The 16882-nt window shown below is 66.5% G+C and carries 15 protein-coding genes; 9 read left to right on the forward strand and 6 right to left on the reverse strand.

Going from position 1 to position 16882, the window contains the following annotated elements; genetic code table 11:
• Position 1: 1 nt before the first annotated feature.
• From BGRAMDRAFT_RS15600 to BGRAMDRAFT_RS15635, 8 genes are all read left to right on the forward strand, one after another.
• Positions 2 to 766 carry an alpha/beta fold hydrolase gene (locus BGRAMDRAFT_RS15600; protein WP_006049745.1) on the forward strand — a complete coding sequence of 255 codons (765 nt, stop codon included), beginning with the start codon at positions 2 to 4 and terminating at the stop codon, positions 764 to 766.
• 61 nt (positions 767 to 827) lie between these two features.
• Positions 828 to 1631: an FAD binding domain-containing protein gene (locus tag BGRAMDRAFT_RS15605; RefSeq protein ID WP_006049746.1), complete on the forward strand. Its 804-nt coding sequence runs from the start codon at positions 828 to 830 to the stop codon at positions 1629 to 1631.
• Between the two features lie 49 nt (positions 1632 to 1680).
• Complete coding sequence (locus BGRAMDRAFT_RS15610; RefSeq protein WP_006049747.1) at positions 1681 to 2139, forward strand: SRPBCC family protein; 459 nt, start codon at positions 1681 to 1683, stop codon at positions 2137 to 2139.
• Positions 2140 to 2167: 28 nt separating this feature from the next.
• Positions 2168 to 2677: a (2Fe-2S)-binding protein gene (locus BGRAMDRAFT_RS15615; RefSeq protein WP_006049748.1), complete on the forward strand. Its 510-nt coding sequence runs from the start codon at positions 2168 to 2170 to the stop codon at positions 2675 to 2677.
• Entirely contained in the window at positions 2674 to 5025 is a 2352-nt protein-coding gene (locus tag BGRAMDRAFT_RS15620) for a xanthine dehydrogenase family protein molybdopterin-binding subunit (RefSeq protein WP_006049749.1), read from the forward strand. The genes BGRAMDRAFT_RS15615 and BGRAMDRAFT_RS15620 overlap by 4 nt, the downstream gene beginning before the upstream one ends.
• Positions 5015 to 5740, forward strand: coding sequence for an enoyl-CoA hydratase/isomerase family protein (locus BGRAMDRAFT_RS15625; protein ID WP_006049750.1), 726 nt, complete (start codon positions 5015 to 5017; stop codon positions 5738 to 5740). Before BGRAMDRAFT_RS15620 ends, BGRAMDRAFT_RS15625 begins: the two co-directional genes overlap by 11 nt.
• 35 nt (positions 5741 to 5775) lie before the next feature.
• A complete protein-coding gene (locus BGRAMDRAFT_RS15630) occupies positions 5776 to 7341 on the forward strand; it encodes a UbiD family decarboxylase (protein ID WP_006049751.1) in 1566 nt (521 codons plus the stop codon).
• A gap of 135 nt (positions 7342 to 7476) precedes the next feature.
• The gene (locus tag BGRAMDRAFT_RS15635) at positions 7477 to 8397 is read left to right on the forward strand and encodes a LysR family transcriptional regulator (protein ID WP_006049752.1); all 921 of its coding nucleotides are present in this window, start codon (positions 7477 to 7479) and stop codon (positions 8395 to 8397) included.
• Here BGRAMDRAFT_RS15635 and BGRAMDRAFT_RS15640 read toward each other — a convergent pair.
• The 4 genes from BGRAMDRAFT_RS15640 to BGRAMDRAFT_RS15655 form a co-directional block, all read right to left on the reverse strand.
• The gene (locus BGRAMDRAFT_RS15640) at positions 8375 to 9277 is read right to left on the reverse strand and encodes an anti-sigma factor family protein (protein WP_006049753.1); all 903 of its coding nucleotides are present in this window, start codon (positions 9275 to 9277) and stop codon (positions 8375 to 8377) included. The two genes, BGRAMDRAFT_RS15635 and BGRAMDRAFT_RS15640, sit on opposite strands and share 23 nt — an antisense overlap.
• A gap of 135 nt (positions 9278 to 9412) precedes the next feature.
• Positions 9413 to 10492, reverse strand: coding sequence for a catalase family peroxidase (locus tag BGRAMDRAFT_RS15645; protein ID WP_044021171.1), 1080 nt, complete (start codon positions 10490 to 10492; stop codon positions 9413 to 9415).
• Between the two features lie 108 nt (positions 10493 to 10600).
• Entirely contained in the window at positions 10601 to 11605 is a 1005-nt protein-coding gene (locus tag BGRAMDRAFT_RS15650; protein ID WP_006049755.1) for an anti-sigma factor, read from the reverse strand.
• Entirely contained in the window at positions 11602 to 12150 is a 549-nt protein-coding gene (locus BGRAMDRAFT_RS15655; protein ID WP_006049756.1) for an RNA polymerase sigma factor, read from the reverse strand. Before BGRAMDRAFT_RS15655 ends, BGRAMDRAFT_RS15650 begins: the two co-directional genes overlap by 4 nt.
• Before the next feature lie 258 nt (positions 12151 to 12408).
• Between BGRAMDRAFT_RS15655 and tssA the strand changes: the two genes are divergently transcribed.
• Positions 12409 to 13491 carry a type VI secretion system protein TssA gene (gene tssA / locus BGRAMDRAFT_RS15660; RefSeq protein ID WP_044021215.1) on the forward strand — a complete coding sequence of 361 codons (1083 nt, stop codon included), beginning with the start codon at positions 12409 to 12411 and terminating at the stop codon, positions 13489 to 13491.
• Between the two features lie 108 nt (positions 13492 to 13599).
• On the opposite strand, the gene BGRAMDRAFT_RS15665 is transcribed toward tssA, so the two are convergent.
• Both BGRAMDRAFT_RS15665 and BGRAMDRAFT_RS15670 read right to left on the reverse strand, forming a co-directional pair.
• Positions 13600 to 14025: a hypothetical protein gene (locus tag BGRAMDRAFT_RS15665; RefSeq protein WP_232292277.1), complete on the reverse strand. Its 426-nt coding sequence runs from the start codon at positions 14023 to 14025 to the stop codon at positions 13600 to 13602.
• Complete coding sequence (locus BGRAMDRAFT_RS15670) at positions 14022 to 16880, reverse strand: serine/threonine-protein kinase (protein WP_006049759.1); 2859 nt, start codon at positions 16878 to 16880, stop codon at positions 14022 to 14024. Before BGRAMDRAFT_RS15670 ends, BGRAMDRAFT_RS15665 begins: the two co-directional genes overlap by 4 nt.
• Positions 16881 to 16882 lie beyond the last annotated feature (2 nt).

Genomic DNA, 16882 nt, shown 5'->3' on the forward strand with positions numbered 1-16882 from the left:
CATGACGACGCTCAACGGCTTCGCGCAGTTCGGCGGCGGCCCGCATAAAGTCATCGCGCTGAACGGCTGGTTCGGCAGTTCGGCCGACTGGAACGCGCTCACGCCCGCACTCGATCCCGAGCGCTTCAGCTACGCGTTCTTCGACTATCGCGGCTACGGGCTTTCGCGCGACAAAGACGGCGAATTCACCTTCGACGAAGTGGCAAGCGACGTACTTGCGCTCGCGGACCATCTCGGCTGGCAGCGCTTCAGCCTGATCGGCCACTCGATGGGCGGCATGGCGATGCAGCGGGTGATGCTGGCGGCGCCCAGGCGCATCGTGAAGATGGCGGGGGTGTCGGCCGTTCCCGCGTGCGGCTCGCGCATGGACGACACGCGTCTCGCGATGTTTGCCGCCGCAATCGGCGACGTGACGAAGCGCGCGGGCATCATCCACTTTTCGACGGGCAGCCGGCTCGCCGCACGATGGAGCGCGCACCTCGCCCAGCAATCGGAGCGCGAATCGCGCCGCGAGGCTTTCGCGGCCTATCTGCCGCATTGGGCCACCGGCGACTTTGCCGCACAGGTGGAAGGCAATCCCACGCCGGTCAAACTCTTCGTGGGCGAACACGATCCGGCCATCACGGCGGAGCTGACGGCGCGCACGTGGCTGACGTGGTATCCGAATGCCGCCGTCGAAACCTTGACCAATGCAGGGCATTACGCAATGAACGAAGTGCCGGTGGCGCTGGCGACCGCACTCGAAAACTGGCTCTCGGAGCCTTAACGGACCGCGCTAAGCAGTCAGGCACGCGCGCCAACACAACCGGCGCGATGCAGGAGACACCATGTACGAGACCACCTATCTGCGCGCCGCATCGCTTGACGAAGCCGTCGGCTGGCTGCGCGAGCATGAAGAAGCGCGGCCGCTGTCGGGCGGCATGACGCTGATTCCCACCCTCAAGCAGCGCCTCGCCGCGCCCTCGCATCTGATCGATCTCACGCGCATCGACGCGCTGCGTGGCATTGAAGTGCACGGCGGCATTTTACGCATTGGCGCGCTGAGCAAACACGCCGAGGTTGCGGCGTCGAGCGTCGTGCGCGGCGCGATTCCGGCGCTTGCCAGCCTGGCTGGCGTGATCGCCGATCCGCAGGTGCGCAACCGCGGCACGCTGGGCGGCTCGGTCGCCAACAACGATCCGGCCGCCGACTACCCCGCCGCCGTGCTCGGTCTGAATGCGCACGTCGTCACGTCGTCGCAACGGCGCATTCCCGCCGACGAATTCTTCGTGGATACCTTCGAGACCGCGCTGCGCCCGGACGAACTCGTGACCGCAATCGAATTTGCGATTCCGCTGCGCGCGGCCTACGCCAAGTACCGGCATCCGGCCTCCGGCTACGCGGTGGCCGGCGTCTTCATCGCCCAGTACGACGATACGATCCGCGTCGCCGTGACGGGCGCGGGCGCGTCGGTGTTCCGCTGGTTCGATGCGGAAAACGCCTTGCAGCAGGACCTTTCGCACGCGGCGCTCGCGTCGCTTTGCATCGACCGCGATACGCTCCCCGACGACGACAACGCGTCCGCGCCGTATCGCGCTCATCTGATCGAAACCTATACCCGCCGCGCACTGCAGGCGCTGCTTGCGTCGTAACGGCGTCGTAACTGCGTCGTCACAGCGGACGCTCATCGAGGAGACAAGAATGGAATTTACTGGATCGCAAACCATCGCGGCATCGCGCGAACAGGTCTGGCAAGGACTCAACGACGCAGCCGTGCTGCAGGAATGCATACCTGGTTGCGAATCGTTCGAGGCCGAAAGCGAAGACCGCTACAAGGCGGTGGTGGTGGCGTCGGTCGGGCCCGTCAAGGCGCGCTTCAAGGGCACGCTCGAACTGTCGGATCGCGATGCGCCGAGCGGCTACCGGATCGTAGGCCAGGGCGAAGGCGGTATCGCGGGCTTCGGCAAGATGACCGCAACCGTGACGCTCGCCGATGCCGAAGACGGCACGCTGCTCACCTACGTGGCCGACGCGCAGGTCGGCGGCAAGCTCGCGCAGATCGGCTCGCGGCTTGTCACGTCCGTGGCGAACAAGCTCGCCGCCGAATTCTTCAAACGCTTCAACGCGACGCTGAGCGCAGCGAGCCAGGCCGCGCAATGAGCGCAAGAACCGGAAACACAGGTGAATCATGGTTGATGTCCAATTGCAGGTGAACGGCGCGGACGTCGCGCGCGACGTGCCCGACAACACGCTGCTGGTCGAATTCCTGCGCGAGCAATTGCGCCTCACGGGCACGCACGTGGGTTGCGATACGAGCCAGTGCGGCGCGTGCACCGTGCTTCTCGACGGTCAGGCCGTCAAGTCGTGCACCGTGCTGGCCGCGCAGGCGAGCGGCGGCCAGGTCGTCACGGTCGAAGGTCTCAACGCAACGTGCGGCGGCAAACTGCACCCGGTGCAGGCTGCTTTCGTTCAGTGCCACGGTCTGCAATGCGGGTTCTGCACGCCGGGCATGATCATGGCAAGCGCCTTCTATCTGCGCCAAGAGCCGGCGCTCGACCAGGCGAGCATCGCTCATGCGCTGGAGGGCAACATCTGCCGCTGCACGGGCTATGTGAACATCATCGAGGCCGTTCGCCACGCGGCTCGCGAAATGTATCCGGATGCGCCGTTCGCCAGGACGGAGGCTCACTCGTCATGATCGGCAAACCGATACCTCGCGTCGAAGACCAGCGCTTCGTCACCGGCAACGGCCAGTACACAGACGATATTCACGTCGACGCACAGTTGCATGCGGCGTTTCTGCGCTCGCCCCATGCGCACGCCGTGCTGCGTTCGATCGACATCGCCGCCGCCCGCGAAGCGCCCGGCGTGATCGCGGTACTGGCGGGCCAGGATTATCTCGACGACGGCTTCAAGGGGGTGGACCATGTGCCGAATCCCGTCGATGCCATCGACGCGACGAAGAAGGCTTTCCTCACGTCGCTGACCGGCTCGATCTTCAATCAGCCCCATCTCCCGCTGCCGGTCGACCGGGTGCGCCATGTGGGCGAAGCGATCGCGATGGTGATCGCGCAGACGCCGCTGCAGGCGCGCAACGCGACCGAACTGATCGACGTGGACTACGACGTGCTCGACGCCGTGATCAACGGCAACGACGCGATGCAGGACGGTGCGCCGCAACTCTGGGATGGCGCGCCGGGCAACCTGTGCTTTCAGACCCAGATCGGCGATCGTGACGCCGCGCGCGCGATCATCGCCAAAGCGGATCATGTCGTGCGCCGCGAGTTTCATCACAGCCGGCTCGTCAATTGCCAGATGGAGCCGCGCAGCGCAATCGGCGCGTACGACGCGGCAACCGGCGTCTACACGCTGATCTCCGGCAGTCAGGGCGCGGTGCGCCAGCAGCTTTGCCTCGCCGCGGCGCTGAAAGTGCCGCCGGCGAACGTGCGCGTGATTTGCCCGGATACCGGTGGCGGCTTCGGGCCGCGCTCGTTCATCTATGTCGAACAGCTTGCCGTCGTATGGGCCGCGCGCCGCATCGGACGCCCGGTCAAATGGACGAGCGATCGCAGCGAAGCGTTTCTGTCGGACTACCAGGGGCGCGACGCGATCATCCGCTCGACGATCGGTTTCTCGAAAGACGGCCGCATGCTCGCCATCGACAACGAGTGGATCGGCAACGTCGGCGCCCACACGGTCTCGTATGTGCCGATGTCGAACGGCACGCGCATCATGACGACCGTCTACGACGTACCGGTGGCCGCCGTGCATGTGAGCGCGGTCCTGACCAACACCGTGCCCACGGCGCCGTATCGCGGCGCGGGCCGCCCCGAAGCGACGCATGTGATCGAACGTATGCTCGATCTTGCGGCCGCCGGCTTAGGTATTGATCGCGCGGAGATTCGCCGGCGCAATCTGGTGCCGCGAGACAGGCTTCCGTATCGCAGCCCGATGGGTCTCACATACGACAGCGGCGATTTTGCGCGCAACATGGCGCGCGCGCTGACGCTCGCGCAATGGGACAGCTTCGCGGAGCGCCGCGAGCAGTCGCGCGCGCAGGGACGGCTGCGCGGCATCGGCCTTGCGAACTACATCGAATCGCCGGTGGGCGCGCCGCGTGAGCGCATCGAACTGACGGTGCGCGCCGACGGCGGCATCGATATCGTGTCGGGCACGCAGTCGACCGGCCAGGGACACGAAACCACGTTCGCGCAGGTGGTCGCGCATCATCTCGGCGTGCCGATGGAAGCCGTCAAGCTGCGCACGGGCGATACCGCGTTCGTGAGCGTCGGCGGCGGCAGTCACTCGGACCGCACGATGCGGCTCGGCGGCATGCTGCTCGTGGATACCGCGCAACAGATCATTGCGGCCGGCAAGCGCGTCGCCGCGGTCTTGCTCGATGTGGACGCAGCGAGCGTCGAATTCGCCGACGCGCAATTCACCGCGCCCGCGAGCGGCCGTCGAGTGAGCCTTGCCGGGATCGCGCAGCATGTGGCGAAAGACGGCCTGCCAGGCGACCCATCGGCGAAAAAGCTGCACGCCCACGCGGAAGTCAGCACGCGCGTGCCCGCCCATCCGACCGGCGCGGCCGTCTGCGAACTCGAAGTGGACCCCGACACCGGCGCGGTCGAGCTGGTGAACTACACGTCGGTGGACGACGTGGGGCAGCCGATCAATCCGCTGATCGTCGAAGGCCAGGTGCATGGCGGCCTCGCGCAGGGAATCGGCCAGGCGCTCTCGGAAGGCTTCTACATGGATCGCCAAACCGGCCAGGTGCTGACCGGCTCCTACATGGACTACGGCGTGCCGCGCGCCGGCGTGATTCCGCCGCTCAACGTGGAGCTGACGGAAGATCCGACGCAGGGCAATCCGCTGCGAGTGAAAGGCGGTGGAGAAAGCGGCATCACGCCGGCTACGGCCACCATTTTCAACGCGCTGGCCGACGCGCTGCGCGACTACGGCAGCGACGAACTCGCGATGCCGGCCACGCCCAGGGTGATCTGGGAATACATACACCGCGCGCAAGGAGGCGCTCATGTCGACTGAATCCGTGACTATCCGCCGTGAGGGCGCGTTGCTCGAAGTGGTGCTCGACCGTCCTGAGAACGGCAACCTGATCGACCAGGCGATGAGCGATGCGATCATCGCCGCCCTGACCACGATCGACGACGACACCAAGCTCGTGCGCATTGTCACGAGCGGCAAGGACTTCTGCAAAGGACGCCAGTCGCCGATGCCGCCGGCAGGCGCGAAGCCGTCGGCGGAAACGCTGCGCCGCGTCGTCGCCGCGCCGCCGCTCGCGCTCTACGATGCGCTGAAGGCGGTGCGTGTGCCGGTGCTGTCGGTCGTGCGCGGCGAGGCGATTGGCGTGGGATGCGCGCTCGCGGGCGTTTGCGATGTCGCGCTTGCCGCCGACGACGCCGTGTTCCAGATCCCCGAGATGGAGCGCGACATTCCGCCGACGCTCGTCATGTCGGCGCTGATCGGACGCGTTCCAGTCAAGACGGTTGCACACATGGTGCTGAGCCGCGCGCGGCTCTCCGCGCACGAAGCGCTGGCGGCGGGGCTCGTGAGCCGCGTCGTTGCATCCGCCTTGCTCGACGCCGAAGCCGGGGCGCTCACCGAAACGCTGCTCGGCTGCAGCGCCGTCACGCTGCGCGCCGTCAAGCAGTTCCTGCATCTCGCTCCGGAGATGCCCGCGGCGGCTTCGAGCGGCTTTGCCGCCCATCTTGCAGCCACAGCGCTGTCAGCCCGCTTCTGAGGGCCGCGCGCCGCCCCTCGCACAAGGACACGACATTGAGACCGAAGACCACCATCGCTTCCACCGCGCAAGGCGCGGAACTGCCCGACCTGGAGCGCTTCCGGCTGCGCCGCTTTCTCGACTCGCTCGACGAAACGGAACTCGATAGACGCAGCGAGCCCGTCGATCTGGCCGATATCGCCGCGATCATGGAAGGCAATCCGCGCGCCGTCTGGTTCGCGCAACCGGCGGGCGGCAGCGTGCCGCTCGCGGGCAGCGTGGCGGCGAGCCGCTCGCGCCTTGCCAAAGCGTTCGACACGACACCCGGTCAGTTGCTCGAAGTCGTGCGCGACCGTTTGCGCACGAAGGGCAAGCTCGTCGAAGTGAGCCGCGCACAGGCACCCGTTCAGCAAGTGGTCCTGACCGGCGACGATTGCGATTTCACGGCGCTGCCCGTTCATCTGCAACACGATCTGGACGGCGCGCCGTATATCTCGGCGTCTATCGACTTCGCGGTCGACCCCGACACGGGCTGGACCAACGTCGGCATTCGCCGGCTGATGCTGCGCGGGCGCCGCACCGCCGGAATCGATCTCGTGGCGCCGTCCGATCTGCGCGCGATCTCGCTCGCACATTCGAAGCGCGGCGAGCGGCTGCCGATCGCTTTCGCCGTCGGCACGCACCCCATCGATCACGTCGGTGCAACGATGCGCATTCCCGCCGACGAACTCGAGCTCGTTGCCGCGTTGCGCGGCGCGCCGATGGGCGTCGTCAAATGCGTGACCAGCGATCTGCTGGTGCCGGCCGACGCGGAGTTCATTCTCGAAGGCTATCTCGACGAGCGCGGCCACGCGGAGCCCGAAGGACCGTATGGCGAATTCCTCGGCTATTACGGCGGCATCAAGACCAACCCGGTGTTTCATCTGACTGCGATCACGCATCGCAAAGACGCTGTGTTCCAGACCTGCACGATCGGCGGCCGCACGATGGCGCGCACCGATACCGCGCAACTGGCCGCGCTGCGCACCGAAGTCACCGTATGGCGCGCGCTGGAAACGGCCGTGCGCGAGATCAGGGCGGTGTACGCGAGTCCCGCGACGGGCGGCATGTTCAACGTGCGGGTCGCGATGCAACAGCGTGTGCCTGGCGAAGCGCGCAACGCGATCGCCGCCGTGTTCGCGTCGCTTGCCAACGTCAAGCATGTTTTCGTGGTCGACCCCGACATCGATATCTTCTCGGACGAGCAGATGGACTGGGCGCTCGCCACGCGCTTCCAGGCGGACCGCGATATGGTGATGCATGGCGGCATGCGCGCGATGCCGCTGGACCCGTCGCTCGCCGGCGCAACGGTCACCGCCAAACTCGGCTTCGACCTGACGCTGCCGCTCTTGCGCCCCGGCGAACAGCGCGATCTCGAACATCGCGTTCCCACGCCGCCGGTTCTGACGGGCGCGCGTTTCCATTCGCTGCAAGCCGCACTCGAGCACGGTCCGAAGCGTTTCACCGAACTCATGTCCGCGACAGGAACGCGCGATGGCCGCGAGATCGTGCGCTGGCTCGAAGACACGGCGGCAACCCGCGCCATCGTCCGCGACGAGGAGGGGCGATACGCGTTTGCATGACAGGTGCGGCGCAACGGCGCCGTCGCATCGTCATGGACATGTAAGGGGCGATCGGGTGTTGTCCCGGTCGCGGATACCCGAGCGCGGCGATAGAATCCCGGCAGCCCTCTCGTGCCCTTCCCACAGGACCGCCGCATGAATCTGTCCCTGAAACAACTGAAGGTCTTTCTCGGCGTGGCGAACGCGTCGAGCTTCACGAAGACCGCGCAGAGCTTGCATCTGAGTCAGGCGGCGCTGAGCGCGATCATCCGCGAGCTCGAGACCCAGCTCGATTGCCGGCTGTTCGAACGCACCACGCGCACGGTTGCGCTCACGGAGGCGGGTCACCTGTTCTATCCAACGGCGATGAAGATCGTCGACACGCTTGAAAAATCCGTTGTCGAACTCAACGAACTCGGCCGGCAGAAGCAGGCGTCGCTGCTGCTCGGCTGCACGCCGATGATCGCCGCGAGTCTGATGCCGCAAGTGCTTGCGCGTTTCGCCGAGACGAGTCCGCAAGCGCAGATCGAACTCGTCGACCGTCCTCCCGGCGAGCTTCTGAAGATGGTCGAGGACGGCGATCTCGATGCGGCGTACGGCATCTTCTTCTCGCAGTTGTCCGGGATAGACCGCGTGCCTATCTTTCCGACGCGGCTCGTCGTGGTCTCGTCGCCCGTGGAAGGAGCGCATGGCATCGGCAAGGTGCCGCGCGACGGAGTGCAATGGCGCGCGCTCGAAGGGTTGCCGCTCATTACCCTGCCGAAGGAGAACCCGTTGCAGCGGCTGATCGAAGCGTCGTTGTCGAAAGAAGAAGTGACGGCGGGCCGGCGTACGGTTGTCGGTCATTTGCAGACCGCGGTCGCGATGGCTCACGAAGGACTGGGCGTTGCGATCATGCCGTCGTTCTGCGAACACATCTGCCGGCACTATCAGGTGCGCATCGACGTGATCCGGCCAGAGGTGGAATTTTCGTTCTACCGGATCACGCGCAGCGGACGCGACACGCTGCCCGCGCTGGATCAATTCACGCGGATGTTCGCCGCGGCGGCTCAACTCAGCCCGTTCGTGTCTGGATGAATGGCCGCGTGCCACGCCCGTGCCGCGACGATGCGTCGAGCCCGGAGAACATATCGTCGACATTGCCGTTCGATATCTGCCGGGCGATGGCCGGCAAATCGGCGGAGTCGGCGGAATCGGGCTTGCCGATCAGCGCATAGGACAGTTCGTTCTGCCGCCACGAAACGACGTTCATACCGTCCATCTCGCGCTGGGCGATGGACTCGTCAGGGCGCGAATCCTTCATCACGCACAGCGCCACCGGCATGCCATGCTCGGGGAGATACACCATCTGGACGAGCGGCTTGCCGTTATAGCGCAACCGCTCCACCGCCTTGAACGATAGCCCCGCCGCCTGCAGATCGGGCATGCGCAAGCGGATGCCGTCGACCTTGCGGATCGCATCGACAGTGCGGGCGGCAGCGGCGCCATCGGGAACGACACTGGCGACCGTCTCGCGCGTGTACATGCGCTGATAGTCGACCGCGACGCTGATCCACGAGCGCGTCTGGACGGCCGCCGTGGAGACTCCGCGATTGCCGGACGCGCCGGGCCATCCGCCAAGATGCTGCACGAGGCCCGCGCAAAAAGCGCCCGCAATGAAAGCGGCGGCAAGCCACACGCGGCGCTGCGAACGCTGTGCTTGCGGCGCGGGAGTGCTCGATGCCTGCGGCCCCGCGGCCTGCGCCATCGACTCGATCCGGCGCCGGAGTTCGTCAGGCAGCGGCGGCAATTTCTGCGCCGCGAACGCTTCGCGATAAGGAAGCCGCGACGCTCGCAGCAACGCCACGCTCTCTCTCAGATCGGCGGATTGCGCGAGCGCGCTCTCGACCGATGCCGCTTCGCGAGCACTGAGTTCGCCGTCGGCATACGCGATCAGTTGGCTGTCGTCGGGCTTCATTGGACGATAGGCTAAGGAGAGAAAGGGCTGTGTGAATGAGTGAGTGGCGTCACGGCGGGCACGAACGCCCGTGCTGCCGAAGGCTTCCATGATAACCGTACTGGCGGTGCGTTCCCACCCGAGGCAGTGCGCGCGTCAATGTGCGCGGGCCCGCGCCGCCGCTTCTTCACTCGTGCGGCGCTGCAGGGACACGGCATAGGCGGCGGATCGTGCGGCAAGCAGCGGATCGGCGGAAGGCGCAATGCCGTCCGGCAAAACCGTTGGATCGAAAGCAAGATCGCGGCACGCACCGTCGATCTGCGTTTGCGCGCGATCTATCACGAGCGTGCCTGCGTCGATTCTCGGCCGGCGCGGCGAACTCACCCATTGCCGGGTGGAGTCGTCGGTCGTGTCGCCGGGCATGGCGACGTTCATAAACAGATGCCAGCGCAACGGCCCCTTGCGCAGACTTTTCGACAGATCGTAGAACAGAAAATCCGGATCGCGCAGATCGCCGGCATCGACGGCACGATAAGGCTTGTCCGGCACCACTTCCCACCGAACGAAGCGACGGATACCGTGCGCGTCGATAGTCTGGAACGCGCTGATGCCGTAGTACGTGGCGTTGTCGTAGCCCGACGACGGCGGATGCTGCTCGATAAAACGCCTGAAAGCGCGGGCCTCGGGATGACTGTCGAGGAACGCCTGCATCTTCGCCGGATCGCGGCGGCCCGTGCGCGGATCGCGCGCATCCGCTTGCAACTGCTCGAGCAACGCCTGAGGCGTGCGCACCGGGAACACAGGCGTGGAGTTCATCGCAAGACGCCACTCCTCGCCGCGTGGCAACGTCATGCGCAGCGCGAGGCTGCGCACCGTGGCGGCGGCGTCGTCCTCGCCGGGATCGCCGCCGGGTATCGACAAGCGTCCGACAACCGCATAACGCCCCTTCGCAAACACGCTGGCACGTGAGAGCAGCGCGCCGTCTCCGTTGCTGTCGAAGTGGCCGGTCACGCAAATTCCTTTCGCATGATTGCGCCTGAAACCGGGGTGCGGCGTGGTCGTCGCCTCGAACGCATTGACGATGCGCCGTGCGTTCAGCCGTGGAGAAAGCCAGCCCACGCAAGAAAGGAACACAGCGGCGAGCGCCGCGGGTATCGCGCATACGGCGAACGTGCGCAATGTGCGACGCGATGATCGCGGACGCGCCGGCTGATCGCGCAAGTAGCCGAACCTCATGCGTTATGCGGCCGGCGGCGCGTGCGCTTCAACGCGGCGTGCCCGAGCGGCGCGTGACCAGCGAATGCGGCGCGACTCGTCACGCACATCGAACCGCTAAGGTTGCGCTCAACTCTGCTGGACATCGGTGCCGGTGCGGTTGTCGCCGACGGTCGCGGATACCCGGCCATCGTAAAGCTGCCTGCCGAGCGCATCCAGATCGACTGCACCTGGCGTGCCGATCAGCGCATAGCCCACCTCGCCGCGCCGCCACGCGACCACATTCATGCCTTCGACTTTCGCGTTCGACGGCGCTGCATCCGCCTTCGGTTCTTTCAGCACGCACAGCGCGACCGGGTCGCCCTTCTCCGGCAAATAGACGATCTGCACCAGTGGCTTGCCATGAAAGCGCAGCCGCTGGACGCGCTTGAAAGTCAGCCCCTGGCTGCGCAAATCGGGAATCCGTACGGGCAGCTCATCCACCTGCTGGATGTCTGCAACGGTCGTCGCCGTGGTGCTCATGTCGGGCTGCAGCAGAGCGACCGTGTCGCGTGTGTACAGCTTCTGATAACCGGCCGCCGCCTTGATCCACGGCGTCATGCCCGAGTCGTCAGAGGCCGTGGTGAGCGCGCCGCCACCACCGGCCAGTTGCGGCACGAGCCGCAGCGCGAGGCCGCAGCAGAACGCGCCCGCGACGAACGCCACCGCGAGCTTCGGCCACGTGGGCCACTGCGGCAGCGACAGCCATTGCCGCGACTTCGTCCGAGGCCTTAGCGGCCGCACATTGTCGCCAGGCTGTTCTTCGGTGCCGCGCGAGTTATCCGCTTCTGCCGCTTCTGCCGCTTCTGCCGCTTGGGCCACTTCTGCCGCGTCAGCGCCCGCGCTCCGCTCGGCACCCTCGCGCTCCACATGCTGACGGATCAACGCGTCGACGCTACGGCCCAGCGATTCCGGCATGGGCGGCAACGCCTGCTGTTCGAACGCATGCCGATAAGGCAGTTGCGAGGCGCGCAGCATCGACACGCGGGACGCGAGGTCTTCCGATTCGCGGATCGCCTTTTCCACCTGTTCGCGCTCGGGGCCCGACAACTCACCGTCGACATAAGCCAACAGGCTGGCATCATCGATCTTCATTGCGCCGCTCGCTGGTTTTTCGACGATCGTGCCGAAGACGTATCGTGGTCGCTGAATTGCGCGCCGATTGTCTGGCGCGCGCGGGAGAGCCGGCTCATGATCGTGCCGATCGGCACGCCGAGCACCTCGGCCGCCTCCGCATAGCTGAACCCTTCGACCGCCACGAGCAGCATCACGGTGCGCTGCGCGTCGGGAAGACGCTCCACCGCCGCGATGATCTCGCTCACGCTGTCGGCAGGATTGCGCGCCCCTGGGTCGGGCACGGTTTCGAGAAAGTTGTCGTCCCACTCCATGCTCGAGCGGCTGCGCACGTTGCGCGCACGTAGTTCGTTGAGCCAGGTGGAATGGACGATGGAGAACATCCAGCTCAGAGGCGAGGTGCCCGGCTGCAATTGATGAGCACGTTCGAGCCCCCGCACGCACGCGCGCTGGAGCAGATCCTCGGCGTCGTGCTGGTTCCCGCACAGGCGCAGAGAGAATGCCCAGAGCCGCGGCAGCATGCCCGGTAGAAGACTGGGCAGATTCTCGACATCTGCTGTTGACATGATTGACTGGCTCGAAGCAGGGTTACCGTCCGGCGCGCCGGCTGCTGACTGACCGTTCCTGCGGGTGAAGGAGTTCGCGGATTGTACAGCGTGCGTCAAACGTTTGCTTCCGGGCAGCCACGCCTCTTTGCCGCCTCAGGTGGAATAACCGCTCGCCGTCAGTTGTTCTGTCATGGACCGGAAACACCGAACGAAATCACGCGAGCGCGTCCGCCGTTTTCGCTCGCGCTTGCACATGCTCTCCTCTTCCAGTTCGACATGACCGACTCCTACACGACGAATGCCCTGCTTTCCCCTATCGACGATGCGGCGCCGGCCGGGCTCAACCTGGAATACGATCCCGCCTTCACCGAACTCGAACTGCTGGCGACACCGACGCCCGAGCGCGCCATGGGCGACAGTCTGAAAGCGGCTCAGGAACCCGACTGGGACAAAGTCGCAAGCGCCGCCGGCGCACTGCTCGCGCGCACGAAAGATCTGCGCGTCGCGGTCCACCTGTGTTCTGCTCGAACCCGTAGAGAAGGTCTGTCCGGATGGGCAGCGGGCCTCGGCCTCGTGCGCGGGCTGCTCGAACGCTACTGGGACCATGTGCATCCACAACTGGACGCAGACGATAACAACGACCCCACCGCCCGCGCCAATGCGCTGATGCCGCTTGGCGATCCGCAAAGCGCGCTCGGCATGTTCAGGCTTGCTCCGTTTGTGCAGTCGCCGCGTCTGGGCCGCTTTTCGCTGCGCGATCTGCGCGTCGCGACGGGCGCGATCAACGCGTCGCCGTCGCAGGACGGCGCGCCGGCTCCGACGCTCGTCGATCTCGAAGCATGTTGCATGGACTGCCCGGAGGATCAGTTGCCGCAATCGGCCGCAACGCTCGCAGAAGCACAGGAACATGCGCAAGCCATCGTCGCGTTGGTGCGGGAAAAACTCGGCACGGCGAGCCCCGACCTGGCGCTGTTGTGCGGCGATATCGCGGAGCTGAAAAAATTCGTCGATGCGCAAGTGCAGCGCCGGTTTCCTGGACGACCGGAAGCGGGCGTCGGCGCGTCGCCGGCCTCGCTGTCGGGCTCGCTTCTGGACTTGTCTTCGTCTTCGCCTGTGTCGCCGCACGAGGGCGCCACGCATGAGCCGGCCAACGCGAGAATCTCCGGCCAGGCCGATGTGATCCGGCGGCTCGACGAGATTTGCGACTACTACGAGCGCGTCGAACCTTCGAGCCCGCTACCGATTCTGCTCAAACGCGCGCGGCGCCTCGTCGGCAAGAGTTTCGCCGAGGTGCTCAGGGACATCGCGCCAGGCGGGCTGTCGGAGCTTCAGACATTGTCGGGTTCCGAGAGCGAATAAGCGCGGCCGGCGAGGCGCGGCCGGCCAGGCGCGGCCGGCGAGGTGCGGCCGCGGAGGCGCGTTCAGCAGACCGCATCGCGGCCCTCAACGGCGATCATGACGCCAGCATCAACGAGTCAGCATCAACCACCCGGCGGCAAGCGCGCCGGCCACCGCGACCAACAGCAGCAGCATCCATAGCGCGGACGAGCGGCCTCGCTTCACAGGCATCTGCGCGCTGCCGGCATCGCGCCGCCGAATCGGCACGGGCTGGCGCCGTGCGGCACCCGCAGGGACGCTTCGACGCACCGTATCGCGCCCATCGGAGGGCGCTTCGCCGACGAGCGAATCAAGCAAGCGTCGCCGCCGCTGCCGATATGCATCGCGTTCGATGCGGCCAAGCCGATGCATTTCATCGAGCGCCCGCAACGCGTCGTTGACCTGCTGCTCGCGCATGCCCGGCTCCTCATGTGGCGTCACCGCAAGCTCCGCCTGCAGGTCGCGCCGCGCCGCCCGTCTGCGCTGTCCGCCCCGCCGCATTTCGCTGCCCGTCATGCGTTCGCCTGGCTGTGCCGGTCGCTGCGCGCGGGCAGCGTCATTGAAACCGACGCCGCCGCGCTCGCCGCGTCGCCGCTTTCGACCCGCGCCTTGATCTGGTCCAGCAGCGCGCTCAAGCCGCCTGGCGGCAACGCGATGCTCGCGCCGATGTCGCGCTCCATCTGCTTCATCGCTTCAGGGTCGGCTGCCTGCGCGGTATCGAAGCGTGCCTGCAGCGCCTGCAGATCCGGGTCGGCCATCGGCTGATCGCGCGCGGCCAGGATTGCCGCCGCGAGCAGATAGCGTTGCGCCGCGTCGCCGAGTTTCTGATCGCCGGAAAGCGCGTCGGCACCCTGCGAGGCGACGCGAGCGGCGTCTTGCAGATGGCCCGCGCGGCCAAGCGCGCGAGCATTGCCGAGATACGCGTTGGCAACGAGCTGCGGCGCGCCGCTCGTGAGGAACGCGTTGCCGGGTTCCAACGCGCGCATCCGGTTGAGTGCCGCGAGAGCACGCGCTCCGTCGTTGGCGGCAGCGGCGAGCCGCAGCGCGTCCATTTGCGCAGCCGCGTCGCCGCTCGCCGTCAACTGGTCGATGCGTTGCTGCTGCAACAACTGCAGCATCCGGTCACGCTGAGCGGAAAGACCCGGCGAATGCGGCGCATAACGCAAGCCGACCTCGATGACGTCCAGCGTCCGATGCGCCAGCAGCGGATCGGTCACGCGAGACGCCGCGGCGACGATGCCGTCGGCGAGCGCGTCTATTGCGGTGCCGGTTTCCGACGAAGCGTCGTTTTGCAGCGCGCTCATCGCCCGGCTCACGCCGTCGAGCCACGATGCACTGGCTGACGGATTAGCCGCCAGTTCCACGAGCGAGCGGCGCGCATCGGGCACGCTCATCGCGGCGGCAGGCGTCCCATGATTTTGTGTCGCCGATGCCGCTGCGGCCGCCAGTTGTCCGCGCCGCCGCTGCAAGCGCGAGGAGTCCGGAAACAGTTGCAGGGCCAGCGCGATCCGCGCCCGCGCTTCGTCGAACCTGGCCGAGTCGAGCGATTGCCCGATCGCGGCGTCGTAGCGCGATTCGATCTGCGGACTCTTCAGCAACGCGCTGCCCGGGTCGAGCATGCGAATCCGCTGCAGGATGTCCGCCGCGCTGCCCGGCTGGTCGTCGAACAACGCGTCGCGATCGAGCGCTTCGTCGAGGCTGCTCGCGAGCTTCGCGAGCATGTCGGCGCGCTCATCGTCGATCTGCTTGCGCCGCACGTCGAATTCCGGCGAAAACAGCTTCAACTGGTCGCGGATCTGAAACACGTGCTGGGCGGCCGCATAATCGATCCGCCCGAGCGGCGGGCTCCAGTACGCGTCGAGCCGGCTTGCGAGAAAGCGCTGGATCAGATCGTTCTGGTTCAGCACGAGGCGTTCGCGCTCGTCCACGCCAAGCAAGGCGAGCGCCGCGACGGCCTGGTCTTCGTTCGCGTAGTGCCGTGGATCGCTATCGGCAAAGCGTGCGATGGTCGCCTCCAGTTGCCGATGGCGATGCTGGCTATGCCATGCGGAAGCGCCTGCGGCGAGCACCGCCACGGCGAGCGCGCCCGCGCAATATGGCAACAGGCGCTCGCGCATTTTCCTCGGCCGCAGCCCTTCGACGAGCGCGCCCACCGTCTGCAACCGCTCGCCGCCGCGAAAAGCCACCGCCTGGCACAGCGCCCGGTATTGACGCCGCCCGAGACCCGGCACTGGCGGCGGCACTGCACTCTCGCGCAACGCGACGTCGGCGCTGTGCCGGTCGAACGGATGGCGGCCGGTTAGCAACTCGAAAACCACACAGCCGAGCGCGTACACGTCGTCGCGCACCGACGGCGCCGCGCCCTCGATCATGTCGAGGCTCGCATAGGCCGGTGTCATCGCGCCGAGCGTGCCGGCATCGAACACGGTCTGCTCACCGGCCGCGCCCGCCGCAGCGAGCCCCGCCCGCGCGATGCCGAAGTCGAACACCTTCGGCACGCCGTCGCGCGTCACCATGACGTTGCCCGGCTTGAAGTCCGAGTGCACGATGCCGCTCGCATGCGCGCGCTGCAACGCGCGCGCCATCGCGTCGATCAGCGGCCACGCCTCGCGAAACGGCATTCCCGAGGGACGCCCGCGAATCAGCGTGCGCAGATCCGTGCCGTCGATGTACTCCATCGTCATGAAAACGATCGTGCCGTCCTTGTCGAAATCGTAGACGTGCACGATGTTGTCGTGAGCAAGCCGTTGCGCGCGGCGCGCTTCGCGTTGCAAGGCAATCAGCGAATCCGGGTGGCGGCGGAACTCGTCGTTGAGCACCTTCACGGCCACGTAGGGATCGCGGTCGCGGGCCTCGACCTTGCGCTCGTCGCGCGCCAGATAGACGACGCCCATGCCGCCGCGCCCCAGTTCGCGCTCGAGCAGAAAACGTCCTTTGAGCAGCTTGCCCACCGATGCATGATCGCTACTTTGTGCCTGAGCTACACGCTGCCAGGTATCGCGGTTCAGGCTGCTGTCGCTGGACTTGCTATCGCTGGCGCTGCTGCCGTTCACATCGCTGTCGTTCACATCGTTGCTTCGGACTTCTTCCGATCCCGCGTGGCTGACGGAACGGCTCGCGGGTTTGACGACGGTCGCGTCGTCCCACGATGCGCGCGATGAAACCCCCACTGCGGGTTGCACGACAGTGAGGCCGTCGCCGGCGTCAGCGGGCCTCGCATCGAGCGCCACTTGCTCGCGGCGGTACACGGAAGAAGAGGAAACCGGCGCGGCGCGCCGCGCGAACAACCGCCGTGCGCGGGCCTCGATCAGAAGGAACAGTTGCCGTGCGCGCGCGCCGCCGGCGCCGAGGCGTGAGTAGATGTCGTTCATCG

It is taken from the genome of Paraburkholderia graminis C4D1M (genome assembly GCF_000172415.1).
Lineage (GTDB): Bacteria > Pseudomonadota > Gammaproteobacteria > Burkholderiales > Burkholderiaceae > Paraburkholderia > Paraburkholderia graminis.